Origin of the sequence: Pirellula sp. SH-Sr6A (genome assembly GCF_001610875.1) — a bacterium.
Lineage (GTDB): Bacteria > Planctomycetota > Planctomycetia > Pirellulales > Pirellulaceae > JBKCUI01.
This window is the reverse complement of record NZ_CP011272.1, coordinates 881067-908034: the sequence shown is the minus strand read 5'-3', so window position 1 is coordinate 908034 and position 26968 is coordinate 881067. Positions and strand designations below refer to the sequence as shown.

Sequence of the window (26968 nt, the reverse complement as noted above, 5' to 3'; positions counted from 1 at the left end):
TGAAGTTCGTCCCCCCTGTTCGCAGTCCAATTCCCGGCGATCGCGGCGAAATAGCAAGGAAAATCCAAGGATTCTGCATCCGACCGCTCCGCTGCTCCGACTGCTCCCCAACTGGATGTCGGGGAGCGTTCCAGCCCGTGAGCACGGTGGCTCACGGACGTTTTGAAATCTTCACCCCTTAAAGAGCCAATGACCTTCGCCGGGAAGCGAGGGCAAAATGCCACTCCCGATCTGGTTGGCGTCGAACTCGACAGGGAAATACACTGTTAGGAATTGCGAGCCGGCCTTTTCATGCCTTCTCCCCACTTATCTCATTGCGAAGCTCAAATCTGTGACCCCCGTTGCCAACCCCTTGCAGACTTTTCTTTACGCGTTGGTTCTTCCAGCAGCCATTGTTGCCATCGGCATTGGCGCTTTGGTCTCCATGGGAACTCAGGAACCGCGCGAGGCGCGACGGGATGGAATGGACCCAGCGTCCAAATTGGGAAGGCTACAAATTGTTTCGGTGGCCCCTATTGAAGCCTACTCGGGTAACAAATCGCTCGACATCAGCCTCAACGGTACGGTCGTTCCGTTTCGACGCATAACGCTCGCCGCCGAAGTCGGTTCGAAAATAAAAACCAAGAGCGCCAATTGCAGGCTCGGTCGATTTGTGAAGAAGGGCGAGGTACTTTTTCAGCTCGATGCCACCGACTTTGAATTGGAAGTCCAGAGACTCCAGGCGCTTCGCGATAGCGAATATTCGCAGCAGAGAGAGCTAGACCAAGAAGTTTCCAATGCAAAGCGGTCGTTGGAACTCGCCGACGAAGAAGTTGCATTGCAGGAGAAAGAAATCAAGCGATTGGAATCGCTTCCAGCGGGACTCGTTAGCGAAAGCGAGTTGGATCAAGCTCGCCGCACACGCCTCTCCAGCGCCAATCAACGCCTTACCATACAAAACCAAATGCAGGTTCTCGAGACTCGCCGGACTCGAATTCAATTGGCCGAGAAGTTAGCGGCCGCCCAACTCGCTCAAGCTGTCGTCAACTTGGAGCGCACCAGCATCCGGTCTCCTATCGATGGAGTGATTGTGAGCGAATCGGTCGAAGAGGATTCCTATGTTGCAAAAGGTGCAACGCTTTGCCAGATTGAAGATACCCAACGCGTCGAAGTCTCTTGCAATCTGCGGACCGACCAGCTTCTCCTCGTCCTAGACCAAAACCAGGGCACGGGGAAAGCAGGTTCAAGTGTCATTCAAGCTTCTAGCTACGAACTTCCTCGAACCCCTGTCAGCGTCAGCTACCGCGTCCCTGGACGCGAGGATATCGAATACGCGTGGGAGGGACATCTCAGTCGTTACGAAGGAATTGGACTCGATTCGAAGAGTCGTACGGTTCCCGTGCGCGTCACGGTCGAGAATCCTCGAGAAGTCTATCGCAACAAGGAAAAGATTGATGAAGATTCGAACGGCGGACTGCCAGCCTTGGTAAATGGTATGTTCGTGGATCTCGCAATCCATACGAAACCAAGCCGTGAATTCGTTCTGCTCCCCAAGCTCGCATTGCTTCCTGGAAACCAAGTCCTCACGTTCCAACCCGCACCGGAATTGATCCGAGACGAATCCGAACGGTCGCCCCGAGAAGAGAAACAAAATACTGCACCTAAGGCTTTCGATAAGGATGTTGCATTGCCAGGGCGTCTTCCAGCCAAGTCGGAGGGCGTCGAGATCAATGTTTCGGAGTGGGAACCAGGGAAAATCCAGGTTGTGAATGGTGTAAAGGTAATTCGGACCATTCGACCACTTGGCCCTGAGGGGGAAGAATATTGGGTCGCGGAGTCGATCCCGGCGCTGGCTCCCGGAGTGCTCACCGTGGTCTCACCGATGGCGACACTCGTTGGGGATGGATCCGATACCGCGCGATTCCAAAAAACGAATCGTTCGTCTACGAACGCAGCGAGCGAGAATCTCCAGAATGGAGGAGCGCAGTAATGCAAAACGCGATTCGATGGGCGGTGAATAATCTCGCTGGTGTCAATGTTCTCAAATTGATCATATTGGTTGCCGGACTCTTTTGCTTTTTTTCGATGCGACGGGAAACGTTTCCCGAGTTTCAGCTCGAAGTGATTTCCATTGCCGTTCCTTACCCTGGAGCGACTCCGGACGAAGTGGAAAGCGGCATTTCGCAGAAGGTCGAAGAGGCAGTCCAATCTATCTCGGGGATCAACAAACTAACCAGTATTTGCCGGGAGGGAGCTGGTTATACATTGGTGCAATTGGATCCCAATGTGAAAGATGTGCAAAGGATCCTGTCTGAAATTCGCTCGGCCGTCGACCGTGTCTCCGTTTTCTTTCCTGAACGAAGTGAAAAAGCTACTGTCGAACAGATTACATTCCGATTGCCCGCGATTCGCGTTGCGGTGATTGGACCCGACGATCGTTCCGGTGCCGCCGAAACAAGATTGAGGAACTATGCAGAAATCGTGCGGGAACGATTGCTTGAATTGCCGTCTGTATCACAAGCAAACTTGCAGAACATCAAACCATATCAAATCGATGTTGAGATAGAGGAAGAGACACTGCGCAGTTATGGGCTAACACTCGACCGTATCGCCGAAATCTTAAGAAGAGAAAATATCGAACTTCCGAGTGGCCAAATCAAAAGCGATGGCCAAGAGATATTGCTTCGAGGGAAAAACAAACGTGACATCGGCCAGGAGATTGCAAAACTCCCAGTGATCACTCAATCCAACGGCGTCGTTCTTACGGTAGGGGATATTGGAAAGGTTCGTGACGAATTCGATGATGTCACCGCGATCAGCGAGATCAATGGTAGGCCCGCAATCACGATCGAGATTTCCCGCACCAGCGACGAAGATCTGCTAAACATTTCCGACGAAGTCACAGCTTTTGTTGCCAAAAGCGAGGCGCCTCATGGGTATGCACTGAAGGCGTGGGGGGACGAAAGTGTCGATGTCCGCGATCGCATTCGCATGCTTCGTGAGAACGGATTGCAGGGCGGACTTATTGTGTTTCTTCTCCTGGCGGTCTTCCTCGATTTGCGTCTTGCCTTTTGGGTCGCAATGGGAATCCCATTAAGCCTTATGGGAGCAGGGATCGTCCTGTACTCCACCGGCGCAACCCTGAACATGCTGTCCATGTTTGCCTTCCTGATGGCAGTGGGAATTGTCGTGGACGACGGAATCGTCATTAGTGAAAACATCTTCGCGCACCGAATGATGGGCAAATCGAACCTTCAGGCGGCAATCGACGGGGCCATCGAAGTTCTTCCCAGCGTCTTTTCGAGCGTGGCGACCACAATCATCGCGTTCATGCCGCTCTTCTATGTATCGGGTGTGATGGGGAAATTCATCGCAGTCATGCCAGCCGCCATCATCGCTATGCTTTTGTTTTCGCTTGCCGAAGCTTCCTTCGCATTACCAGGTCACTTGTCTCACGAACACCGTGAACCAAAGACGACCGTCCAACGCATTTTGCACGTTTGGTCTCGCGTGGTGGATCAGTTCGAAAAAGTATTCTGCTGGTTCGGCCGACCTGCAAATCGATTTTTAGATTGGTTTGGAGAGAGATTCTATGGGCCTCTTTTGCGCATCTGTTTGTCTTACCCGTCACTCCCTATCGCCATGGGTTTCACTTCAGTGTTGCTTGCGGTCGGGCTGGTCCGATCCGGTGCGGTGCCATTCGAGTTTTTTCCAGCGCTCGATGGAAAGACAATTATCGGTCAAGTCATCTATCCAGATGGCACTCCGGTAACGGTGACTCGAGAGGCCGCTCGCCAAATGGAGACCGCCATTCGCGATGTAAGCGAGACGATTGCGAAGCGAGAGGATGCAGCGGGCACCAACAAAACCCCACCACCTTCCGATCCCACTGCACCGCGAGGTCCAGTGAAACTGACCTACTTGCAAGTCGGATCGGCAGCCAGTGGAGATCCAGGTGGGGGCGATCGTGTCTCCGGTTCGCATGTGGCGCAGGTCCAAGTGGAAATACACGATGCAACGGATCGAAACGTCACGAGTGATGAACTTATCCAGCGTTGGCGCGAGAAAGCAGGAATCTTTCCGGGCGCTGAGAGAGTGACCTTCCAGTCCGCCAACATCGGTCCAGGTGGAAAACCCCTTGAATTCAAGATTCTCGCGCCGCGCAAAGATGTGGTGGCCTTGGAAGCGGCCGTCGAGACAGCGAAAGAGGCCCTCGGGAATTTTGCTGGCGTCTACGACATTCGTGACGATTCATCGCCTGGAAAGATTGAGTTCCAGTTTTCTGTCCTCGATCGCGCACAGTCGCTGGGAATTAGCGTCGCAGATCTTTCAGAAACCGTTCGCAGCGCGTATTACGGGGCAGAGGTCATGCGTCTGCAGCGTGAGAGACACGAAGTCAAATTGATGGTGAGATATCCACCAGAGCAACGCCGCTCGCTCGCAGATTTGCAGGAACTCCGCATTCGAGGTGCCGATGGAATCGAAAGGCCGATCACCGAAGTAGCCAAGATCGCGAAAACGAGAGGCTACTCGGAGATTAATCGATTGGATCAAATGCGATCCATTACTGTAAGCGCCGAAGTGGATACCGCAGTGGCCAATGCAGCGGTTGTTGCAAAATCGCTTCAAGACAACTTGATGCCGAAACTTTTGCAGCAATACCCATCGCTGCGATTTCGTTGGGAAGGTCAACAGCAGGAGACGGCCGAGTCCTTCGGTAGTCTTGCGGTTGGTTTTGTCTTAGCGATGGCCTGCATGTTTTTACTGTTGGTCTTCGAATTCAATTCCTACCTTCAACCTCTCATCATCCTCGCCATTGTTCCATTTGGAATGGTGGGGGCCATTTATGGTCACGCGCTTATGGGATTATCGCTTACTCTTTTCAGTATGTTTGGAATGGTGACGCTGGCGGGAGTGGTAGTGAACGATTCGATCGTCCTCGTCGACTTCATCAATCAGAGCGTGCGCGGGGGCATGCCTGTTCGTGAAGCAATCATAACGGCCGGATCGCGCCGACTGCGCGCAGTCTTTCTAACAAGTGTTACGACGGTTGCCGGATTGCTTCCGATGTTGCTGGAAAAATCCTTTCAAGCACAGGTTCTTATCCCGATGGCCACCAGTCTTGCCTTTGGATTGTTAGGATCCACCGCCCTTGTCTTGCTCATGGTCCCGTTTCTCTACCAGTTTTATGCCAAGCTCGCCTTCACGAAGGAGCAAATGCAAGGCATCTGGGAGACCGATTTGGAGCCCCGCGAACAGGACCCCACAAACCGTCCTTTACTTGATCCGGCAAACGGTTCGATACAAACCGCTCATTGACAACAACCGATGAGCAAAACAAGGTATCGCTCGTTCTACAGTTTTCCGTCGAGAGCGAGTTGATGGAAGAAGTGAGGGACGGACTCCTGATTCTTGAGGAGCCAATCGATAGACGGCTCATTGTTCATGGCTTTCGCAATCGCTTTGGCGGTGGCTTCGCGATTCGTCTGGAACAAGAGCTTTGGATCGTAATCAACATCGACGATCGATGGATCTAGCCAAACCGATACGATGATCCCAAGATCGTTCGCTTTGTTTTTAGGAATCGAACCCGCTCGGACCGCGTCGAGAACGCCGTGCGCAATCGCTGCTTGCACCGTTCCCATGAGAATGTTGGTGTACTTCTCATTGTTGACTGTTACCTTGCTAACCATGATCGTCGCAGGCTTCACCTGCACGTCGCTATTGAGAATGGCGAAAACTTTCGTATGACCTTTAACCTGGTTTCCGATCAAGTTGGCGAAAGCGTATCCAACGGGACCGTCAAATTCTCCAATAATGACTTCCGGTTCGGCTGCGGACCAAGCTGGCTCGGCTTCGACGAGCGCCTCCCCGGTTCGAAGAATGATCCGACCGGTTCCCTTGCTCTTTGTTTTGGCTGGTTTCGCGGTAGTTTTTTTCTTGGCCATGTCGATGTTTACTTCGGAAAGATTTAGGTAAGAAGCGAATGAACAACGGCGAGCATTTTAAACGGCGGCCAGGCGAAAGCCACGTCAAAATGGCCTCTGTTGCACAGCTCGGGAGTAGGAAAGCCCTGGTGGTTGGGTTTTCGTGCCGCGCGCTGGCTCAGTCCGTTCGACGTTCAGGCATGGACCCCTGGGTGATCGACTGTTGCGGCGATCTGGATACCTTGCACATCGCGACTCGCTATTCTTCAATCGACTCCCTCGATAACTGCCCGCTGCTCACCGAAACCATTGCTTCTTGGCGGTCGGAAGGCGAGTTCGGGGGTGTGTTCTTCGCCGGTGGGATCGAGCGACTTCCCTCGATTTATCTCGCACCAAATGTCAGTAGAGGTTCCATTTCATTTTCGCGCATGAGATCTTGGGAAACGTGGATGCGATGGGCCCTGCAATCCGGGATGGAATTCCCCGAAACCCACTCGATCGCCGGGCTGAAGTCGAGCGGGCAAATGCTGCCGTGGACCGAGGGGGAAACCGATGATACATGGCTAATCAAAGACCACTGGCAGGCGGGGGGGCTCGGAGTCTCTCGATTCAATCCAGTTGTGGGGACGCGAAGTTTCGAACGCGGAAGGGACGCGGGGGAGTCGAGCGATCGTCTTCTCTTGCAGCGACGAATCGAAGGGGAGGGAGTCGGTGTTTCATTTCTGAGCGGGAAAAGGGGCGCTATCGCAATTGGGGGTGTCAACGCGTTGCCTCTTCATCCACATCCTTGGAGTGACTTTATCTATCGAGGTTCGTCTGGGCCGATGGCATTGGAGCCCCAGGAATGGGAACGATTAGACAATTTCGCGGAAAGGGTTACACAGGAATCGGGCTGGCTGGGCGTCTGGAACGCCGATTTCCTTCGAACCGCCGACGATCGCTGGGTTCTTCTTGAAATCAACCCACGGTGGAGCGCAGGGATGGAATTACTCGATCGGAACTGGAAACACTCCATCGCATGGCATCATCACAACGTTTGTGGCAACGTACTCGAGCCCCTTTCCTGGGATGAACAGAAACGATTGATCTTCCGAGAACGTTTGCAAATCGATGCACCGGTGCGCAAAGAGATCCTATATCTTGCAAAACATTGGAGAGCAACGGAGCGAGCCATTACGGGTATGTGGGAAAGGCGCTGGCAGATACCGTTCACTTCGTCCGAGCCTTGTTGGGTCGCGGACATACCAAAAGCTGACACAGAATTAGCGGCTAGTTATCCGCTTTGCAGCCTATTCACCCGGATGGACGATGGGAATGAATCAGACGACGTTGTGAAGAACGCCAAGTATTGGCTTGAAAACGAACTCGAAATCCCCATTGGTCCCTAGCAAGAGAAACGCATCGGAGAATCGTCAACCGCGCGGAGATACGCGATCGATTGTGGAGAACAAGCTAGATCGGAGAAAGGCGTGGTTCTGTAAAGCGATTGGGAGGGGCGGGACGGCCAAAATAGTAACCTTGCGCCAACTGAAAGCCAAGCTCTTTGCAGACGAGAGCCTCAGCCTCTGTTTCGATCCCTTCGGCCAATGCCGTGACGCCGAGATCCCGAACGACGTGCACCAGCGATTTCAGCACTTTGATCCGGTCCACGGGCCCTTTATCGATATCTCGAATCAGCCCCATATCAAACTTCATCACGTCCGGGGCAGCATTCCCCAATTCCGACAAGCGGGTTTGGCCAGCACCAAAATCATCGTAGGCTAACTGGATTTGCAGGTCTCGTAACGCGCTGCGTAGTTCGAACATTTGCGACGGATTGGTGATCGCTGCTTCGTGCACTTCCAAGGTGATGGGGGTATCTGGAGTCATGTTGCGAACGTTGGTCATGGACTCGAGAAGATCAGGGCGTCCAAGCTCTAGGGGATGGGTGTTCACGAAGATTTGACTCCCCTTGGGAAGGGATAGTCCCTCGCGAATGCCCTCCCACCGGAGCATCTGACTCAGTTCCACTTCCATGTTGAGTTTGGCAGCTGCGCCGAACATCGCGGCACTTGTCTCAAGACCAAACATTCGGCTACGTGCGAGCACTTCGTAACCGATGGTGGCCGAGCCATCGACATGCACGATCGGCTGGAAGAACGGCGTCACGAGCCTCTTTTCCATCATGCGATCGAATTGCACTAGCGCGAGCGCTTGGTCGCAAACATCTTCCGCCACTGTGTTGGACGAGGTTGCGTGGTCATTGCATCGGATCCGAAATGCGACGTCCGCGAATTGAAGAATATCGTCCGTCTTCAACGCGATCATTCCAGTAACACGGTTTCCGTTTACATAAGTGCCGTTGGTGCTCTGGCGATCTACGACATAGAGGATTGAGTCCCGAATGGTCAAATCGGCGTGATGACTAGAAACCGTTTTGGATTGTAGCTGGAGACTACATCCTGCTTTCCGTCCGATCGAGAAGGGGATCGGGTAAATCACAGTGAGCGTGTCGCTCAAATTCTTTCCGACTGCTTCAAGCAACCAAACCGACGAGCCGTCCGCGCGAAGATTGCGGATCGAATTATTCGGCATCGATCTGGCTAGGAGTGAGGAATCGGTGCTCATGGCGTCATGGGAATTATTAGTTGCATCATCCCGACCAGGGGGCTGACAGGTCGCATCGAGGAACTCTAAACCACAAAATGGCGCAGCAACGGAAATATTGGATCTTTCGGCAAACTTTTCTATCAACCGATTCGCTTTTTGGGGAAGCCTACAAAGTTGCGCGGCGCGTTGGCCGATGGAGCGAGCATTCGAAAGCGAAGAGCTTACCACCTAGGTGGTTTAGACCGGTTATTACGCGAGAATGGGTTTCCTCGGCATGCTCACCAAACTGACCCCTGACACTGCTTCCTTGGCCCAAAATGCCTTGCCTGCTGTTCTCAACGAAGATGCATTCTGGCCCTATGAGCCGAAGTCGATGGAAGAGTGCGGGATTTCGGAGATGGTGCTCGAATCCATTATTCTCCAAGTCTTCCTTGGAGTCGGCACGCTAACTGGGAGAGGTATTACCGACCGCGTGCGTCTGTCGTTTCGAATAATCGAGCAAGTACTCGCGCAACTCCGCGTTCGGCAGTTGATTGCACATGCGCGACCTGCTCCTCTCAACGATTTCTACTATAGCCTTACGGAAGCAGGCCAAAAGCGAGCGTTGCAGTATCAAGCGGTATGCTCGTATACAGGGCCTGCCCCTGTCCCGCTCCTCGACTATGTACTTAGCGTCGAAGCGCAGGCAAGCACGTTCGAGCCTATCACTAAGAAGCAGCTCATCGCGTCTTTTGGTCATGTAACCTACGTACCATCTTGGCTCGACTTCATCGGACCGGCCATCAATAGCAATGCGGGCATCTTTCTTTACGGACCTCCGGGGAATGGTAAAACAACACTGGCAAAGTGCTTAGCAGCATGCCGTGGCGAAGAAGTCTGGGTGCCTCACGCGGTCATCGATGATGGTGTCATCATCAAATTCTTTGACGCGGCCTATCATCAGCCAGTGAAACAACTTGCCGGGAGTTCTGGGATCATGACCGACCAAGAGCATGACCGGCGTTGGGTGCGAGTGCGACGTCCAACGGTCGTCGTCGGCGGAGAGCTGACTATGGATAATCTGGAGATCCGACATGACCCACGAAGTAATACGTGCGAAGCACCTATTCAGATGAAAAGCAACTGTGGGTGCCTGCTGATTGATGACTTTGGTCGTCAACGCATGGAGCCTGCTGAATTATTGAATCGCTGGATCATTCCTCTTGAGAATCGCCATGACTATTTGAACTTACCGACCGGAAAGAAGATCTGTGTTCCATTTGAGCAAATCATTCTTTTTTCAACCAATCTCCAGCCGGAGTCATTGGTCGACGAGGCATTTCTGAGGCGAGTTCCGTTCAAGATCCACATCGGAGACCCTTCCCCCGAAGAGTTCACCGAACTCTTTCGTCGCGCATGCGAATCTTTCGAAATCGCTTGGAGACCGCAGGCAGTTGAAGAGTTGATCATGAAAGTTTATCGTCGGCAGAACAGGCCGCTGCGCCGATGTCATCCACGCGATCTCTTGTATCAAATAAAATGCCTGTGCGCATATCGAGAGGAACGAATCGAATTGCGAAGCGATTTTCTTGAGATCGCCTGTAAGAATTACTTTGGGAATCAACCAGTTGCCATCCGGCGTTCGCAGCCAGCGCCGCAAGGCTTGGGGGCGGGGCAAGTTTCCATACCAGCGCAGCAACGGCCTCCGTTGGTGCAACCAATGACACAGAATGGTCCCGCAACTTCCTCTCTTCAGACGCCTGTTCCTCAACCATCCTTGACTCAACGAACCATGGGTGCGTTACCCATGCAGTCACCGATGTCTTCAATCATCAATCCATCCTGACCGATACAATCGTTGAGAAGTGCCAAACATGAGTACGGTGGGTACACGAATTCAAGCCGGATTCGAACCGATTCCAGGCTATGTATTGACCAAGAAAATTGGATCTGGGGGATATGGCGATGTCTGGGCTGCCGATGCACCTGGTGGATTGAAGAAGGCCATCAAGTTCGTGCATGGTGCGGTCCATGAGGATCGTGCCGTTGCAGAACTCAAATCCCTCCAACGCATTCGGCAAGTCAATCATCCGTTCATCCTTTCACTCGAACGGATTGAGATCATTGAGGGGCAGCTCATCATCGTTACGGAGTTGGCCCAAGGATCGTTATTTGATCGCTATGTGGAGTATCGAGAGAGAGGCTTTGCAGGAATTGCGCGAGACCGTCTTTTGAGTTACCTGAGGGATGCGGCCGATGGACTTGATTTCCTCTGCCAAAAGCACGAGCTACAACATCTCGATGTCAAACCGGGCAACTTGCTTTTGGTCTCAGATAGAATTAAGGTCGCCGATTTTGGGTTGGTGAAAGACCTTCACTCGATGACCCAGTCGATGATGGGCGGGTTGACGCCGACTTACGCGGCTCCGGAAATGTTTGATGGCCGTCCTGGTCGGTTCAGCGATCAATATTCGCTCGCCATTGTTTACTTTGAGATGTTGACCGGTACACTCCCGTTTCGTGGTCGAACAACCGCTCAACTCGCAAACGAACACTTGCACAAAGCGCCGATTCTCGAGCCTCTTCCGCCTGCCGAGAGACCCGTGATTGCGAAGGCTCTTTCAAAGCGTCCGCATCAACGCTTTTCAGATTGCAGGGAATTAATTCACGCGATCGAATCGGCAGTTCAATCGAATGTTGAAGCCGCCAGCAAAGAAAGGAGTACACGTGTTCGAGGCTGGAATCCGCGAGTTAATTCCAACAAAATTACTACGCGATCTCCATCGTCCTCTGCTGTCGATCATTCGGCACCCACTCGCCACCGCATTCGGCTCTCAACCCAACCCGCGTCGGGTGCCGGATCGCAACCGGTCGCAGCCGTTCGGCCAAAGACGGTGGTGATTGGCGTTGGCGGCATCGGCGCCGGAGTGGTCGCCGCTCTTAACCAACGCAATTCGGATATTACGAGCGATTTGGAAGACCAGTCCCTTCTTTTCGTGCTCGACACGGATGCGAATACGCTCCTTCCTTTAGTAGACCGATCCAACCTCAAACCGTTGACAAGCCGACAGGTCTTTCACACGCCACTAAAGAGCCCACATTACTATCGTGAGGGAACTCATGCATTTCCTCAACTTAGCCGCAGATGGTTGTACAACATCCCTCGATCGCAATTGACAGAGGGAGTAAGGCCCTTGGGTATGCTCGCCTTGATCGATCATGCCCCGCAAGTATTCGAGCATCTCATGGTCTTGCTAGAAGGTCTGTCTGCGGATTCACAACCGGACGTTCCCGTTCAAGTGAAACTGGTAGCCTCGACAATGGGGGGAACCGGTAGTTCGATTGTAAGCGAACTTGGATTTATGATTCAGCAAGTTGCGGAGTCCATGCAACTTCCAATTCGATGCGAGTTGCTTCTTACATGCGCATCGCCCAGTCCAACGGCTCTTGGCGATCTCGCAACCGCATGCTCCATCGCTTGCTTGCTCGAGGTCAATCACTACTTTCGAACCGGTGGCCTTCACCCGGAGCTTCCGGGGATTCCTGCCGCCCCAAGTAGTAAACCACCCTTTGATCGCGTGCGATTGTTCTATGGAGGGAAGATGGGGGATCCCTCGGATAACACAGAGGTCATGGAGCAAGTTGTCCGCTATATCGAAATTGCAGATCCGATCGACGATGCCTCGCGATGCGAGGATTTTGAATCGGGCAGTCAGAGTGCACTCGATGCTCCGCCATGGCTGAGTACGATCAAGGTAACACCATTACCACTTGAGTTGAGCATTCAGCCAGCAAAAGCCAGCGCAACCACTGTGCTCCACGGGTTGATGTCCTGGATTTCGGCGTTGGATAAAGGTGTCTCAGCGGCTGAGTCTCCTCAATGCCTGCTGCTGTCCCCAAAAATGCTTGAGAAGATTGAGTATTTTATCACTGACGCATTTCGCGTCTGCAATTTCAATGCGCAAGCGTGGGTGCGCGACGTGATGCGTTCCGTTTTTCCTTCCGAGATCGGAAACCAAGTTCAAGACTTCCGATCCAATTACCGCCCCAGTGCGTGCATGCTCGATGATGCAGTTCATCTCAAGCGATTGGTTGAACCGTTGGGGATGGATCTTTCGGAAGCCGCAATTGCGACGCAACAACTGTTTGAATGTCGATGGGAAAGGCTCCTCGAATGGATCACTAGCCGATGGATCGCCGTCCCCTTGAATTGGTCGATATTCCCTAAGCTCATGGAGCTCCTGGAAGAGCGTTTCCAAGTCAATGCGCATTCGCTTTTTTCCGTCGCAAAGAAGCTTGAGGCGAAACTGGTTGAGTTAAGTGAGAGCGAATCGCAAGTCGTACGCAGCCAAAGTGTCATGAATCTGGAAGGAAAGGTTCGAATGGAAGCGATCTTCCATCAACTCAGTGGTTCGATGCTTTTAAGGTTCATCGATCGACTACGAGGAATTCAGCAGGTCTGGGCAAGGTGCAGCAGGGACCTGCAGGGCGAGTTCTTTCACTTTTCCAAAGACTTCTGTTTGCGTCGTTTTGGATACTCCATCGAGAGCTTTCTGTCGCAGAACCAACAAGACAAATCGGATGCCATCCACCGGCTCAGCCGCGAATCGATCGCCGATCTTGTCATTCGCATTTGGGTCAAAGAGTGTGGGTGCCAAGCTATCGAAGCGGCAATGGTGGGTATCCCGGCGAATCATTCGGTCAATGGCGAGACTGCGTCGATCGCCGACATGCTAGAGGCTTTAACGATCGAAATCCAAAAGGAGATTATTCAACAAAGCAGGACTCATGAACCTATCCCTCGCTCGAAAGCAACGGCGTTAGCACAACCAGCAGCGACCAACACCTTGACTCAAATGCGTGGAGGTGCCTCGCCCAGTGAGTCGGACTTTGATTTGTCCGAAGGCAATTCCATGACGCTCTTGGGGGAAATTTCTACTGGGCCGATCGCCTTGGACTCGGCCCGGGTTGCAACAGCCATTCAAGGTGATGCAGACCTCGATGCGAAAATCGATACTTGTATCCCCTTCCTGGCTGACTACGGAGAATCGGTCCACCTTCATCTCTTCGTTTCTGAAATGATTTGGTACCAGTTGCCCGAGGAGCTCAAAGGAAAGTTGGCGAAAATCAGTCGCATTCATTTAACTGATCGCAGGATAGCTAGCTATGTCGTGGCGGTAGGGGATCAGATCGACGTTGAAGAATTGATCGACAAACTTTGGATGCCGACCAGCGAAACTTGGCAGCTTGTTCCTCGGATATTGTCGCGTGTCGATATCGAGTGGATTCCGTTCGCGCATCCCGCGTCGGAATCTTGATCACCCAAAGCCCCCGTGCGATAATGCGCCGCGGAGGGCGATCGCATGGATGTTGTTTGGATAGACTGTTTCGAGGATTTTGGAGAGGATCCGTTCCTGCCTTTCGAGCGCCCGCATCTTAGTTGGATTCAGCTTCCGCCGGAAATAGCTCCCGATCGCATTCCCCACGAGGATAGGCTTGCGCACATGAAGCGAGCCATTGCCAGCGGGGTCCCGCGTTCGCCTGGCGTTTATGGAATGTTGGATGCGACGGGGCGTCTAATCTATGTTGGTAAATCAAAAGCGTTGCGCAATCGGTTGATGAGCTACTACTTGCCCAATAACGATGAGGACAAGTCGGGGCGGATCGCACAAGCAGCGTACAAGATTGTCTGGGAGCCCCAACCTAGCGAATTCGCTGCGTTGCTAAGAGAGCAGTGTTTGATTCGGCGGTGGCAACCTCGCTTCAATGTAGTTGGAATGCCAAATCGACAACGGCAGGCTTATCTCTGTCTTGGCAAAGGGCCAGCCGAAGCGTTTTATCTTTCTCGATATCATGACCCGACCGCCAAGTGCTCACTTGGTCCGTTGAGCGGTGTAACCCATTTGTCGCGTGCAATCGAGATCTTAACCCGCACATTTCGATTGCGAGACTGTAGCCATAAAACGCCCATGCACTTTTCGAACCAGCTTTCCTTATTTGATTTAGAGCACCGTGCAGGCTGTGTACGCCATGAACTTGGAAACTGTTTAGCTCCTTGTTTGCCGGTCTGCAGCAAATCCGGATATGACGAAGGTGTTGCGGCGGCCGTGCGGTTCCTTCGAACGGGGGAATCGGACCTGGAATCGAAGCTTCAAAATGCAATGGAAAAAGCCGCCGCGGGACTTCATTTCGAATATGCAGCGAGATTGCGCGAAGACCTAAGCATCATACGTTGGATCACCAAGCGTTTGAAACAGTTTCAGAGGGCGCGAGAATCCAATCCAACCATCTACGCGATCTACCCGAAGCAGGCTCGAGCCGTCTGGTATGTGATTCGAGAAGGAGGTGTAATTGCATCGCTGGCGCCTCCGAACACAAGCAAGGAGTGGAATGCAACATTGCGAAAGCTTGATATTTGTAACCAGCCGCAACCAGAGTTAGGAACCTATGTACAAAACCCCGATGACACTCTAGGTCTAGTCACCTCCTGGTTTCAGAAAGAGAAGCAGCACAAGAAATCCAGTATGGAACTTCCCCTAGCCGAGTACATCTCCCAAACCTTCGCAATCGATAGCCTCCCTCGAACGTGGCAAGAAGCCAAAAAAAGGCTTCATCCTCCCCTGTCCCAACCCGCTGCCTAGCAACCGGTTGTAGAAATCGCAACTAAAGCAGTCCCCACGAGTGTCCCCAGTCCTCGTGAGTGTCCCCAGTCCTCGTGAGTGTCCCCAGTCCTCGTGAGTGTCCCCAGTCCTCGTGAGTGTCCCCAGTCCTCGTGAGTGTCCCCAGTCCTCGTGAGTGTCCCCAGTCCTCGTGAGTGTCCCCAGTCCTCGTGAGTGTCCCCCGTCCTCGTGAGTGTCCCCAGTCCTCGTGAGTGTCCCCAGTCCTCGTGAGTGTCCCCAGTCCTCGTGAGTGTCCCCAGTCCTCGTGAGTGTCCCCAGTCCTCGTGAGTGTCCCCAGTCCTCGTGAGTGTCCCCAGTACGCGTGAGTGTCCCCAGTACGCGTGAGTGTCCCCAGTACGCGTGAGTGTCCCCAGTACGCGTGAGTGTCCCTAGTGCGCGTGAATGTCCCCATTTCCGGTGTCCTGAAAAATCTTTTTGGCGCCCCCTTCCCCACTCTTGTATCTGGGGTCTCGAGACGCTCCAATCACTTCTATGCACAGGATCGTGCCCGGCAACCCGAACGAATCGTCCCTTGTTTTGCCGATGTTTTCCCTTTCGCCCAAGGAATTCAGATCATGCGCAGCGCCCGCGCCGATATCTACCGTCCCGACGAAGTCGCTACGGTCCACACCATCGCCACCATTGTTCGCAAGTACTTCTTGCTCGGCGATGATGCTCTCACCCGCAAAGATCACAGCCATCGCGGTCTCTGGATCACCAAGCAGATCGAGGAGCAAGCCCAGTACTTTGGCATCGACGTCCTAGGTCATGCCATCATGAGCAACCACTTCCACTCGGTCTTGCGGTCTCGCCCCGACATTGTCCAAGAGTGGGACGATACCGAAGTGGCCAGGCGCTGGATGTTGATGTGTCCCAAGAGGAAGAACAAAGACAAGACTCCAGCGGAGCCCAACGAAAAGGAGCTCGATGCGATCCGCACCAAGCCCGAGAAGTTGAAAGAGATCCGATTGCGGCTCAGCGATATCTCGTGGTGGATGCGCATCCTTTGCCAGCGAGTCGCCAAGCGCGCCAACCTGGAGCTCCAAGAGACGGGCCGTCTCTTCAATGGCCGGTTCAAGGCGGTGCGGTTGCTCGATGACGAAGCCATCTTGGCCTGCGTGAGCTATGTGGATTTGAATCCCATCCGCGCCCAGGTAGCCCAGACGCTCGAGGCATCCCAGTACACGTCGGTAGCCCAGCGAATCGCAGCCCTGAAGCAGGAGCTTGCCAAGCCGGAACCGCCCCCGGAGGGAACTCAAACGGAATCGCCGCAGTTCCCAGCGCCCAGCGAAGATCCTGCCTTGCCACAGCGTCTGTTACCAGACGCGTATTTAGCCCCGATAGAGCTGATCGATGAGAGAGGAAGCCAGGGGAGCAAACCGAGCAAGACGAAGAAGCGTTGCAGTGACAAGGGCGTGGTACCGTTGTCATCGATGAACTATATCCAGCTATTGGATGCGACGGCGAGGATTATCCGGGAAGGCAAGAAAGGGTTTACACCCGAGGAGGTGCCTCCGGTGTTGGAGCGGTTGGGATTGGATCCCGAGCGTTGGATCGACTACACGACCCATTTCAGTCGAATGTTCTCATTGGCGGCTGGAAGTGTGCGCAGTATGAAGGAGGCTCGAACGCTGGTCACCCAGCGGCAGATCTACTGTCCGCGATTCCAGCGACCTTCTTAAGAGCTTGTAGCCGTACAGGCCGCGAGCATCTTCTTCTTTGAGAGTGACCCTTGGAGCGGCACTGGGTTCGCCGCTGCGCGCCTCGAGAGTCAAACGGTCCAAAAACCCGTCTTTGACCGCCCCTCGGCCCCCATTCCCCTCGAACCACCCCCTCTCGCCCCCACCTTCGGGGGGCCACTCCCCACCCCTGGTGAGTGTCCCCAGTTTGGCACCCCTGGTGAGTGTCCCCAGTTTGGGGTGAGTGTCCCCAGTGTTGGTGAGTGTCCCCGGTTGGGGGGCGGATGAGTTGGGCGATGCAGGAGCGTACCGATTACGGTAGATAATCATGAAGGGATTTGCCTAGCAATAGGTTATTCGAGCACCTCACTTAGCAACCCGAAGACCGATGGACTTGTTTGGTAACGAGTAGATCAATGACCTTACCTGATAACTGGTTGATCGTTGACTTTGGTCGGCAACGAGTTCTACGACGCAGGCTAGGCTCTGTTTGAAAACTGTTAACTACACATCATTCGGAGGAATCGTTCGATCATCGCCATTTTAATCATCCCAGCGTAGTTAATGGCGGTCTTCTCGAATCGCGAAAAGACGCGTCGACACTCTTTGAGCCAACCTATGGAGCGTTCGACAATATTCCGGCGTCGATAACAATCCCCGTCGAATTGTGCCGTTCGTGCGTCGCGATCTTCATTCGACTTCGACGGGATGATCGGATTGATTCCAAGATCGATGAGCGTCTCGTCGATCCATTCGGCTCGATAACCTTTATCTCCTGCAAGATTCACTGGCCAAGCAACCGGGCGACCTTCGCTGTCATGAAGATCGTTGTCGGCCTTCTCGAGGACCTCGAGCAGTGCTGTGGTCTCATGAGCTTGCCCTCCCGTAATGGTGAATGCCAGAGGATTGCCCATGCCATCCACGAGAAGATGGATTTTGGTTGAATATCCGCCTCGCGAACGGCCTAGTGCATGATCAGCTGGCTCGTCTGGCGCCCCCTTTTTCCACCGCCAGAAGCACATCGATGGGCACGGATGACGCTCCCATCGACACACCATAGATCACTATCGATTGCACCATCATCAATGCGAGCTGAACGAAGCTTATTCAGAACAGCGTCAAGGGTTCCATCACCGTTCCATTTATCGTAGAGGCCGTAGATAGTTCTCCACTTCCCAAATTCTTCAGGGAGATCGCGCCAAGGCGATCCGGTGCGCAGAATCCAAAGAATGGCATCAAACGCTAAGCGGTAGTTCGTAGGAGGCCGCCCCGTTGTCTTCGGAGACGGAAACAGTTCCTCGATGCATTCCCATTGCAAATCGGTTAATCTGTGACGTGCCATCGTATCCTCCTTGATTGGCGATCCGTCGATTATCGCAAATTCGCAAAGTTACGAAAACACCAGTTTTCAAACAGAGCCTAGTAGTCCAGGGTTGGAGTGTCGTCGGTGGTGACTTTCGAACCACCCGTTCCGCCAGATGGAGAAGTTGTTTCTTTGGGAAGAGGCTCGTCCACATTCGTGTCTTGTTCTTCGTCCGGTACGGGGGCTTCGAATAACGATTGCTCAGCCGTGCGTGGCGATAGCCAGATGGGCATGCGACTCTCTTCTGATTCTCCAATAAAATCCGAGACAATAACGGTGACGTTGTCTGTCCCACCCTCCTCGATCGCGCGATGGACTAGCACATTGGTTGCATCCTCTACCGACGTCTGTTGCATGAGAATCTCTCTGATCTCGTCCTCCTTCAAATGTTTGTTCAACCCATCACTGCACATCATCAGCCGATCTCCGATTTCCAAGTCGACCTTGTAGATGTCCGCCGTGACATCTGATGCCCCGGCTCCCAAAGCATTCACGAGAACGTTTGCCCAGGGCGATCGATCTTCTGCTTCGGGAGAAAGCTGTCCTGAACGAATCAATTGATTTGCAACGGTGTGATCGCGGGTAATCAATCGCAACTCACCTTTCCGCATTACATAACAGCGTGTATCTCCTGCGTGGACCACGATCATGCGTGGCCATGAAACATAACTCATGGTGAGCGTTGTCCCCATTCCCTTGAGTTCCTGCTCTTGAGCTGAATAAGTTTGCAGTGTCTTGTGCGCGTTGGAAAGCAAACGTTGTAGATCGTCGAGAAACCGATCTTCCGCTCCGGCATCAATCCTCACGATCCATCGCATGCTATTGAGGATGGAGGTGATAAAGTACTGAATCGCTAATTGGCTTGCCTCCCTCCCCCCTCGATGCCCCCCCATACCATCGGCGACAAGGAACAAATGTCCTAATGCCCCACCGTGCAATCGCGAATATCGATCCATATCCAGCGAATTGGTTTGCACTCGCATGGATCGTGAGAGATCGGCAATAAAGAATTGGTCCTGATTCTCCGTCCGTACTTTGCCCTTATCGGTGCGTCCGAACGAAAGGGCATTGATCTTGGTCATTTCGCGTAGACTCCGGTAGTGCTTATCGATCCAGTTCATCAAGCCAATCGGCTGATGTGCTGCTATCTCCCCCCCACTCCACACCTTGTTCGGCGAGGAAGTTCATGAGGGAATCGACAAATGGCTGGGAAGGGGGCGGGATTGGAATTTCGGGAGCAGGGAAGTTGGAGTTGAGGAATTTGTCGTTCTGAAACCACACCAGCTTCGAACCCGACGGATGCTCCCATGCGTGGTGAGTACCAAGCGTCTCATTGAGGCTTGGTATCGAGATTTGTCGCCACTCCGACCATGGTAGTGCAACGACTTGTTCCGGACTAGAAGGCGTATTGCTGAGAATCACCACCGTTCGCTCAGGCTGCTGCATGTAATCGAGGATCTCCCGAGTGTCTTTGTGAGTCCGAAAGACATGTTCGTCCGGCAAAATCAAGACCTTCGATTCTCTCAAGGAGCGTTGTGTCCCTCGGGCATCCGCGATCTTGTTTATCCACGCAAAAAAGTGATAGAGTCCATTCTTTCCTCCATCCGCAAAACGAAGTGGTGAGTCCGAACCGGGTTCTCGACACCAAACCAGTGCCAGGCCTGGTAATGCTTCCTGACGGTGGCTGTCGGAGGAGCTCCCTACTTCTTGTTTGGCCAACCAGTGCATGGCGGAAAACCAAAGTTGACGATTGTCCAAGTAATTGAACGCGAATGCTCCGAACGCATTTTGATCCCCTACGAGGAAGACCCGACCCTTGCCCCATTCTTTCGCACCAATTGCCGCGTGTGGGCCAGTTACCTCTGCGGGCTGCTTCTGAAAATCACCGTAAAAACCGGGACCGTTCGACTCACCGTATGGAGGAATCACCGCAGCGTCCCCCCACGAATCGGAACTTGAGTAAACCACCCCCATTCGTTGATCAACTATCCCTCCTGTCATCATGACAAATTGTTGCACCGAATGCGTAGCTGGATGGGGGCGAATATCAGAAAGGACAATCCAAGCATTTCCGTCCCCCACGGTGTGAGGAGGTCGATCACAAAGCGTCTCTTGATGCAGTTTCAGGTCGAATCGATCGGCCAAATTCCCGAGGACATGATTATGAAAGTAGCAGTTGCTGTGATCGATGATCAGGAACAATCCGCCACCCTGTGAAACAAAACGCTCAAGCGCGTCGATTTCGTCCGGATGAAAGGGGGGCAGATCTGCGGAAACTAAATTGATGTAAACAACATCGGTATTACGGAGCGCGTCGTCGGTCCAAGGACCCAGCTGGGATTTGCATTCCCACCCCTGCTGCCTCAAAGCAGAGAATGCTCGAGCAGGGCCATGAAGCAAATGGTAATTGTTCATGCCTGGTGCGGGGAGTGTCTCGATCCACGTGTGGGAGTGGTAAGCATCCGCCAATACTCGAGGTGGTGCGTGACGCTGACTGTCCTGTGAAGATTTGTCATCAGGATCGCCGCCGAACGCGAGAGACGCTCCCACGCAGAACAGAAGTAGGCGTACTCCATTGAACCAACAATCGGACGCTGATTGAGTCGATTTTATTCGTAGGGCCATTGATTTCGAGTCCATAAGCCGCCGTCGACGTAAAGGATTTGGCCGGTGACGAACGGGGATGCATCGGTGGCAAAATACAATACAGCCTCCGCCACGTCGTCTTGCACGCCACAACGTCGAAGTGGAGTGATGCTTCCCCACGTTTTTGCGTATTCGGGATTCTCTGCCTTCGTTCGCTCGTTCTCAATCGCACCTGGCGCGACGCAGTTAACGCGGATGCCCATGGGCCCCAATTCGGTGGCAGCGCATTTGGTCAACATTTCGATCCCCCCCTTGCTCGCGCAGTAGTCCGATAGATTGGGAAAGGGAATGCGATTTGCGCCAGAGCCAATATTGATGATGGCTCCCGCTCCTCCGTCTCGCATCCTACGTCCGGCTTGCTGCATGCAAAGAAACGTACCCTTTAAATTGGTGCGTATCGTCCGGTCGAAGTCGGATTCTTGAAGATCGAGCAGGCCTGCCCATGTCTGAACCCCTGCATTGTTGACCAGCACCCGAAGGGCCCCGCCAATTTCGTCGAATTGCTCGAACATCTGTGCCACTTCGGCTCCCGATCCGACATCGGCATCGATCGCCACTCCGTCGGAACCTGCTTCCTTGACCCATTCCAGCGTGCGGGTTGCACCGGTAATATCGCGAAAATGGTTCACGACGATCCGGAAGCCTGCGCGCGCGAGTCGGATCGCAATCGTCTGACCGATTCCAGAACTCGCGCCGGTGATAAGTGCCCAGGAGGTAGAAGTCATCGTGGTCCTGTTTTGCAAGGTTTTAAGGCTGAACTTGACGAAACATGTTTGTGATCGTTCCAACTGGTGCGATATACTTGAATTTCACGCGTAATGCAAATCAACCTCCCTTTGCGTCCTCTTTTCCTCATCCCAGCGGCCCCAAGCAAAGAGACACCATGGATCAACCGATGCGAGACTTTACCGATCTGCTCCTCACTCGAGGGGTGATTTCGCTCGAGCAACTCAATGAAGCGAAAGCGCTCGCCAAAAAGGACGATATCCAGATCGCCAAGGCTCTCATCAACTTGGGATACGCCTCCAGCGAAGAGGTTACGCAGGCGCTGGCGGAGTTTCACAAGTTCGAATATATCGATTTGCAAAGCATCCGGATCCCCGACCATGTCATCCAGCTGGTGCCGGAATCGGTCGCTCGGGAAAACAAAATTATCCCCGTCTCCGAAGAAGACGACACGATCAAAGTTCTTGTAACCGACCCATTCGATATTGAAACCATCGAAAAACTTCGGTTTATCCTCAACCGAAAGGTCGAAACAGCGCTCTCCCCGCAAGAACAAATCATCGAAGCGATCAACCGGTATTACGGGCAGGTGGAAGGGGAGTCGGCCGACTCGATGTTGCAAGAGTTTACCGACACCCAAATCGACTTCACCGAAACCGAAGAAGACAAAATCGCGGCCGAGGAAGGGGACGGAGACGAGACCGCTCCGGTCGTCCGGCTGGTTCATTACATGATTTCCGAAGCGGTCCAGCTTCGTGCATCCGATATCCACGTCGAGCCTTTTGAAGATCGCGTCCGCATCCGCTATCGGATCGACGGCGTGCTCGTCGAACGGGACAGTCCTCCGCGAAGATTGCTGGGGGCTCTCCTCTCCCGCATTAAGATCCTCGCGAAAATGGACATCGCCGAACGCCGGCGTCCTCAGGACGGCCGGATCAAAATCACGGTCGGCGAAAAGGAACTTGATCTGCGGGTAAGTATTATTCCGACGAATCATGGCCAGTCAGCAGTTATGCGGCTACTGGACAAGGACAATATCAAGGTCGGGATCAAGCAACTTGGGCTCGCAGATCGCGATTTCAAAATCTTCACCGGTCTCATCAAACGTCCTAATGGTATCTTTCTGGTCACCGGTCCTACCGGGTCCGGAAAGACAACCTCGCTCTACGCGGCCCTCAATGCTCTCAATCGACCGGACCGGAAAATCATCACGGCCGAAGACCCCGTCGAATACTACTTGCCCGGTATCAATCAAGTGGAAGTTCGGCACAACATTGGACTCGACTTCGCCCGCATCATTCGAGCCATGCTCCGACAAGCTCCCAATATTATTCTCGTCGGGGAAATGCGAGATACCGAGACCGCACAGATGGGAATCCAAGCTAGTCTTACTGGACACTTGGTATTCAGTACTCTGCACACGAACGATGCGCCCAGTGCTGTGACGCGTATGACCGACATGGGGGTGCCGGGTTACATGGTGGCCAGTTCGGTGATTGCGGTGATGGCGCAGCGGCTGGTGCGGAAAATCTGCACGCGATGTCGGTACCAGTCCGGTTTGTCCGATGCCGTGTTGGCCGAGGCTGGATTGCCCAAGGAGATCGTGGAGGTTGCGAAATTCTCGAAGGGGAAGGGGTGCCCTTACTGCCAGAAGAAGGGGTATCGGGGGCGTATTGGGATTTACGAAATGATGGTCGTCAACGGTCGTATCCGGGAGTTCATGTTTGCTGCCAAGTCGTCGGCGGAGCTTCGAACGGAAGCGATCCTGCAGGGGATGACCACCCTCTACTGCGACGGATTAAGAAAAGTGATAAATGGCATTTCGACGCTCGACGAGGTTTATCGCTGTGCGAAGAAGACGGAGCAGGAGCACATCGCTATTGACCGGGTGATCAAGGAGTTCATGACCTAGCAGCGCTCTTTCTGGGCGATGCAGGGGGAGGTTGCGGTACTGTTCACGCAATAGGTCGGTTTGGGGGTTCCAGGCGACTTTTCTTTTGTCACGCACCCGCGCGCTGCTGTGAGGGGAAGTCGTTCCCTGCCTGGGTAACGCACGACCGTTCCATTTTCCCTACTGTCCCTCTCTTTTCCCTGGGAAAACTTCGCTTTTTGCCAGCAAACAAGTAGGATAGATCTGCCCACCCAACACTGGTTGATGGGTTCCTTTTCACAAATCTTGCTTTTCCAGCTCCTCCGATCTCCGGGTCCGGTCTTCCGTGGATTCTCAGTCCTGACGTAGGAGATGTGGATCGCATCCGTTTTCCTGCGGCAGGCAGGGCTTCATTACGCTGTCTTATCGGAACATGTATGGCAACAGTTCTCATCGATAAACTCCTTCAAGCTGCTGTGAAGCAGGGGGCGAGCGACATTCACATTGTCGTTGGCCAGCCGCCGGTTTTTCGTCTGCACGGCAGAATGCGAAAATTGGAGACGAAGGTTCTTGAGGCGGACGATACGGTTCAGTTGATGAAAAGTATTGCACCGGAGCGATGCCAGCGTGAATTGCAGGAATCGGGAAGTGCCGACTTCGGGTTCGCGTTCGGAACGCTCGCTCGGTTCCGGGTTTCGATCTTCAAGCAGCGTGGGAACATCTCGATGGTTCTGCGTCAGATTCCCAACGACAAGCTGACTCCCGAGCAGCTTGGGTTGCCCGAGGCGGTGATCAAGATGGTGCTGAGACCTCGGGGGTTGGTTTTGGTAACCGGCCCGACCGGTTCTGGGAAGAGTACGACACTCGCGAGTTTGATCAATTACATCAACGAGACCCACGACCACCACATCATCACGATTGAGGATCCGATCGAGTTCTATCACGACCACAAAAAGTCGACGATCAATCAGCGCGAAGTGGGGGTGGATGTGCCGAGCTTCTCCGAAGCGATTCGCCGGGCGTTGCGGCAGGATCCCGATTGTATTCTGGTTGGGGAAATGCGTGACTTGGAGACTATTTCTGCTGCGATCTCGGCAGCGGAAACGGGGCACATCGTGTTCGGCACGTTGCACACCAATAGTGCGCAGGGAACGGTGAACCGTCTCATCGATGCTTTCCCAGGGAACTTGCAGGACCAGATCCGAACGCAGTTGTCTTCCAGTTTGCTGGGGGTGGTCGCGCAGACCTTGATTCCCAGGATTGGGGGCGGGAGATGTGCTGCGTATGAGGTTCTCGTCGTCACCAACGGTATTGCCAACTTGATCCGGGAAAACAAGACCTTCCGAATCACATCCGCCATCCAAACGGGAGCGAAGTTCGGCATGCAATTGATGGACGATGCGTTGTTCAACTTGTGGAAAGACAACAAGGTGATCATCGAGGATATCTTGGCCAAGGCACACCGGCCGGACGATTTGGCCAAGCGGATCGTCAATGCCCGGAAGGGGATTGCAGACGAACCGGCCGACGAAGATTTCGATCACGGGGGCGGGGGCGGGGGCGGCGGCCACTAGTTGCCTTCGATCGTTGCAAAAACGGTCGAGCGATCTAGTTGGCTGAGGGACAGAAGCCAATCCGAGGCTGATCGGCGATTCGCTGGACCGCGAAGCCCGTAGACCGCGAAGGCAGTAGATCGGAAGGACAGTCGATGGATCGACCTGAGATAGAGCGTTGCGGCTTTTAGGGCCGCAGCTGGTAGAACAGATTCAACCATTTCCAACGCAGTTAGGAACGAACATCATGGTAGCTCGTCGTATCGGACAAATTTTTGTCGATATGGGCTTCATCACCGACGAACAGTTGCAGTTGTTGCTGGAAGAGCAGCAGCAGCAGCCTGGTGCATTGCTTGGAAAAATCGCCGAAGACATGGCCTTGATCACCGATGATCAGTTGGCGCAAGCGCTTGGCGAACAGATGAACATGAAGGTGATTTCGTTAAGCGAGCAGCCGGTTCCGAAGGAGTTGTTGGAGCGGATGTCGGAAACGATGGCCCAGCTTTACCGCGTCATTCCTGTTCGGTTCGACGGTCATACTCTTTCCGTCGCGACGTGCGATCCGCAAAACTTGAGCATTCAAGACGAGTTGCGAACGTTCTTGGGGTACGACATCGAAATGATGGTTTGTACCGAGCGCGAGATCAAAGCGGCCTTGGAGCGGTTTTACTCTTCGGAATCTCTTAGCGTTGAGAAGATCGTTGCGGAGTTAGCGAACGACGAAGAGTTGTTTCAGCAAGCGAGCATGCTGCAGGGAGAGAAGTTTGACTTGGACGGTGCTGAAGCTTTGGCTGACAGTGTTCCGGTTCGCAAGCTGCTCAACTTGGTTTTGCTTTTGGCGATCAAGGACCACGCGAGCGATATTCACTTCGAGCCATTTGAAGACGAGTTCCGGATACGGATCAAGGCGGAGGGGGTGCTTTATGAGATGGTGCCACCGCCGAGGCACTTGGCCTTTGCCATCACGACTCGTATCAAGGTCATGGCGAATTTGGACATTGCCGAGCGTCGTCTTCCGCAGGACGGACGGATCGAATTGATGGTCGGTGGTCACCCGGTTGACTTGCGCGTTTCGGTATTGCCGACGATGTTTGGTGAAAGCGTCGTTATGCGGATCTTGGACCGGACGGTGGTGAATTTGTCCTTGACCAAGGTCGGGATGGACGAGCACACCATGAACAGTTTTCGAACGGTGATGCGCCGTCCCAATGGAATCGTTTTGGTGACTGGTCCGACCGGATCGGGGAAGACAACGACCCTCTATTCGGCGTTGTCGGAGATGAACGAGATCACCGAGAAGTTGGTTACCACGGAGGATCCGGTGGAGTATGACATCGACGGCATCGTACAGATTCCGATCGACCACGACATTGGAGTTACGTTTGCGTCCTGTTTGAGAGCGATTTTGCGTCAGGATCCCGACATCATCTTGGTCGGGGAGATACGGGATTTGGAGACGGCGGAGATCGCGGTCCAAGCCTCTCTTACCGGTCACTTGGTCTTTAGCACGTTGCACACCAACGATGCTCCGAGCACGATCACTCGGATGAAGGACATGGGGATTCCTACGTTCTTGATCACAGCGACGGTGGAAGCGATTCTTGCTCAGCGGCTTGTTCGGCGCATTTGCACCAAATGCCGCGAGGAAACCGAGCCACCGGTCGAGATGTTGACGGAATTGGGGGTGAGCGACGAGGAGTTGCGCAAGCACAAGTTTTATCGCGGGCGCGGCTGCGATAATTGCAACAACACCGGGTACAAAGGCCGGATCGGATTGTTTGAATTGATGATCATGAACGACACGCTTCGCGACATGATTATGGAAAACGCCACCACCGACGATTTACGTCGCAAGGCTCAATCGTTCGGCATGATCACTTTGAGCGATTACGGACGGCAGTTCGTCTTCCAAGGTTTGACGACGGCCGAAGAGATTGTGCGGGAAACCGTGCACGACGGCTAAGATCGATTTTTTTCTCCTTACACTTTTTTCTATTC

General features: G+C 53.5%; 17 protein-coding genes. 10 read left to right on the top strand and 7 right to left on the bottom strand.

Going from position 1 to position 26968, the window contains the following annotated elements:
• Positions 1–217 precede the first annotated feature (217 nt).
• Together VN12_RS03340 and VN12_RS03335 are read left to right on the top strand one after the other, a co-directional pair.
• Positions 218–1969 carry an efflux RND transporter periplasmic adaptor subunit gene (locus tag VN12_RS03340; RefSeq protein WP_146675499.1) on the top strand — a complete coding sequence of 584 codons (1752 nt, stop codon included), beginning with the start codon at positions 218–220 and terminating at the stop codon, positions 1967–1969.
• A complete protein-coding gene (locus VN12_RS03335; RefSeq protein ID WP_146675498.1) occupies positions 1969–5298 on the top strand; it encodes an efflux RND transporter permease subunit in 3330 nt (1109 codons plus the stop codon). The genes VN12_RS03340 and VN12_RS03335 overlap by 1 nt, the downstream gene beginning before the upstream one ends.
• Before the next feature lie 35 nt (positions 5299–5333).
• On the opposite strand, the gene fae is transcribed toward VN12_RS03335, so the two are convergent.
• Positions 5334–5927: a formaldehyde-activating enzyme gene (gene fae, locus VN12_RS03330; RefSeq protein ID WP_146675497.1), complete on the bottom strand. Its 594-nt coding sequence runs from the start codon at positions 5925–5927 to the stop codon at positions 5334–5336.
• A gap of 407 nt (positions 5928–6334) precedes the next feature.
• On the opposite strand from fae, the gene VN12_RS03325 reads away from it, so the two are divergent.
• Positions 6335–7294, top strand: coding sequence for an ATP-grasp domain-containing protein (locus VN12_RS03325; RefSeq protein WP_168164192.1), 960 nt, complete (start codon positions 6335–6337; stop codon positions 7292–7294).
• A gap of 64 nt (positions 7295–7358) precedes the next feature.
• Here VN12_RS03325 and VN12_RS03320 read toward each other — a convergent pair whose 3' ends face one another.
• Positions 7359–8480, bottom strand: coding sequence for an EAL domain-containing protein (locus VN12_RS03320; RefSeq protein WP_168164191.1), 1122 nt, complete (start codon positions 8478–8480; stop codon positions 7359–7361).
• Between the two features lie 289 nt (positions 8481–8769).
• Between VN12_RS03320 and VN12_RS03315 the strand changes: the two genes are divergently transcribed.
• The 4 genes from VN12_RS03315 to VN12_RS03300 all read left to right on the top strand — a co-directional run bounded on the left by VN12_RS03315 (position 8770) and on the right by VN12_RS03300 (position 16815).
• Positions 8770–10320, top strand: a complete 1551-nt coding sequence (locus tag VN12_RS03315) for an ATP-binding protein (protein ID WP_205855177.1) — start codon at positions 8770–8772, stop codon at positions 10318–10320.
• A 28-nt stretch (positions 10321–10348) separates the two neighbouring features.
• Complete coding sequence (locus VN12_RS03310; protein ID WP_146675494.1) at positions 10349–13792, top strand: serine/threonine protein kinase; 3444 nt, start codon at positions 10349–10351, stop codon at positions 13790–13792.
• Positions 13793–13978: 186 nt separating this feature from the next.
• Positions 13979–15115 carry a GIY-YIG nuclease family protein gene (locus tag VN12_RS03305; RefSeq protein ID WP_146675493.1) on the top strand — a complete coding sequence of 379 codons (1137 nt, stop codon included), beginning with the start codon at positions 13979–13981 and terminating at the stop codon, positions 15113–15115.
• A 593-nt stretch (positions 15116–15708) separates the two neighbouring features.
• Complete coding sequence (locus VN12_RS03300) at positions 15709–16815, top strand: hypothetical protein (protein ID WP_146675492.1); 1107 nt, start codon at positions 15709–15711, stop codon at positions 16813–16815.
• 497 nt (positions 16816–17312) lie between these two features.
• Here the strand turns inward: VN12_RS03300 and VN12_RS26580 are convergent, their stop codons facing one another.
• The 5 genes from VN12_RS26580 to VN12_RS03275 all read right to left on the bottom strand — a co-directional run bounded on the left by VN12_RS26580 (position 17313) and on the right by VN12_RS03275 (position 21546).
• Positions 17313–17834 (bottom strand): IS5 family transposase, encoded by a 522-nt coding sequence (locus VN12_RS26580; protein ID WP_168164138.1) that lies wholly within the window; start codon positions 17832–17834, stop codon positions 17313–17315.
• On the bottom strand, positions 17777–18154 hold the full coding sequence (locus VN12_RS26575) for an IS5 family transposase (protein WP_146675160.1): 378 nt from the start codon (positions 18152–18154) through the stop codon (positions 17777–17779). Before VN12_RS26575 ends, VN12_RS26580 begins: the two co-directional genes overlap by 58 nt.
• A 77-nt stretch (positions 18155–18231) precedes the next feature.
• Positions 18232–19257 (bottom strand): PP2C family protein-serine/threonine phosphatase, encoded by a 1026-nt coding sequence (locus VN12_RS03285; RefSeq protein ID WP_168164190.1) that lies wholly within the window; start codon positions 19255–19257, stop codon positions 18232–18234.
• A 22-nt stretch (positions 19258–19279) separates the two neighbouring features.
• Positions 19280–20800 (bottom strand): DUF4350 domain-containing protein, encoded by a 1521-nt coding sequence (locus tag VN12_RS03280; RefSeq protein WP_146675490.1) that lies wholly within the window; start codon positions 20798–20800, stop codon positions 19280–19282.
• Complete coding sequence (locus VN12_RS03275; protein ID WP_146675489.1) at positions 20785–21546, bottom strand: SDR family NAD(P)-dependent oxidoreductase; 762 nt, start codon at positions 21544–21546, stop codon at positions 20785–20787. Before VN12_RS03275 ends, VN12_RS03280 begins: the two co-directional genes overlap by 16 nt.
• Positions 21547–21704: 158 nt before the next feature.
• Between VN12_RS03275 and VN12_RS03270 the strand changes: the two genes are divergently transcribed.
• The 3 genes from VN12_RS03270 to VN12_RS03260 all read left to right on the top strand — a co-directional run bounded on the left by VN12_RS03270 (position 21705) and on the right by VN12_RS03260 (position 26933).
• Positions 21705–23459 (top strand): GspE/PulE family protein, encoded by a 1755-nt coding sequence (locus VN12_RS03270; protein WP_146675488.1) that lies wholly within the window; start codon positions 21705–21707, stop codon positions 23457–23459.
• Between the two features lie 395 nt (positions 23460–23854).
• Positions 23855–24991: a type IV pilus twitching motility protein PilT gene (locus tag VN12_RS03265; RefSeq protein WP_146675487.1), complete on the top strand. Its 1137-nt coding sequence runs from the start codon at positions 23855–23857 to the stop codon at positions 24989–24991.
• A gap of 226 nt (positions 24992–25217) precedes the next feature.
• On the top strand, positions 25218–26933 hold the full coding sequence (locus VN12_RS03260) for a GspE/PulE family protein (RefSeq protein WP_146675486.1): 1716 nt from the start codon (positions 25218–25220) through the stop codon (positions 26931–26933).
• Positions 26934–26968: the final 35 nt, after the last annotated feature.

Excerpts from the sequence above, each read along its gene's own strand:
- VN12_RS03340 (WP_146675499.1), top strand. The coding sequence starts at position 218 with ATGCCACTCCCGATCTGGTTGGCGTCGAACTCGACAGGGAAATACACT.
- VN12_RS03335 (WP_146675498.1), top strand. The coding sequence starts at position 1,969 with ATGCAAAACGCGATTCGATGGGCGGTGAATAATCTCGCTGGTGTCAAT.
- fae (WP_146675497.1), bottom strand. The coding sequence starts at position 5,927 with ATGGCCAAGAAAAAAACTACCGCGAAACCAGCCAAAACAAAGAGCAAG.
- VN12_RS03325 (WP_168164192.1), top strand. The coding sequence starts at position 6,335 with ATGAGATCTTGGGAAACGTGGATGCGATGGGCCCTGCAATCCGGGATG.
- VN12_RS03320 (WP_168164191.1), bottom strand. The coding sequence starts at position 8,480 with ATGCCGAATAATTCGATCCGCAATCTTCGCGCGGACGGCTCGTCGGTT.
- VN12_RS03315 (WP_205855177.1), top strand. The coding sequence starts at position 8,770 with ATGCTCACCAAACTGACCCCTGACACTGCTTCCTTGGCCCAAAATGCC.
- VN12_RS03310 (WP_146675494.1), top strand. The coding sequence starts at position 10,349 with ATGAGTACGGTGGGTACACGAATTCAAGCCGGATTCGAACCGATTCCA.
- VN12_RS03305 (WP_146675493.1), top strand. The coding sequence starts at position 13,979 with ATGAAGCGAGCCATTGCCAGCGGGGTCCCGCGTTCGCCTGGCGTTTAT.
- VN12_RS03300 (WP_146675492.1), top strand. The coding sequence starts at position 15,709 with ATGCGCAGCGCCCGCGCCGATATCTACCGTCCCGACGAAGTCGCTACG.
- VN12_RS26580 (WP_168164138.1), bottom strand. The coding sequence starts at position 17,834 with ATGTGCTTCTGGCGGTGGAAAAAGGGGGCGCCAGACGAGCCAGCTGAT.
- VN12_RS26575 (WP_146675160.1), bottom strand. The coding sequence starts at position 18,154 with ATGGCACGTCACAGATTAACCGATTTGCAATGGGAATGCATCGAGGAA.
- VN12_RS03285 (WP_168164190.1), bottom strand. The coding sequence starts at position 19,257 with ATGACCAAGATCAATGCCCTTTCGTTCGGACGCACCGATAAGGGCAAA.
- VN12_RS03280 (WP_146675490.1), bottom strand. The coding sequence starts at position 20,800 with ATGGCCCTACGAATAAAATCGACTCAATCAGCGTCCGATTGTTGGTTC.
- VN12_RS03275 (WP_146675489.1), bottom strand. The coding sequence starts at position 21,546 with ATGACTTCTACCTCCTGGGCACTTATCACCGGCGCGAGTTCTGGAATC.
- VN12_RS03270 (WP_146675488.1), top strand. The coding sequence starts at position 21,705 with ATGGATCAACCGATGCGAGACTTTACCGATCTGCTCCTCACTCGAGGG.
- VN12_RS03265 (WP_146675487.1), top strand. The coding sequence starts at position 23,855 with ATGGCAACAGTTCTCATCGATAAACTCCTTCAAGCTGCTGTGAAGCAG.
- VN12_RS03260 (WP_146675486.1), top strand. The coding sequence starts at position 25,218 with ATGGTAGCTCGTCGTATCGGACAAATTTTTGTCGATATGGGCTTCATC.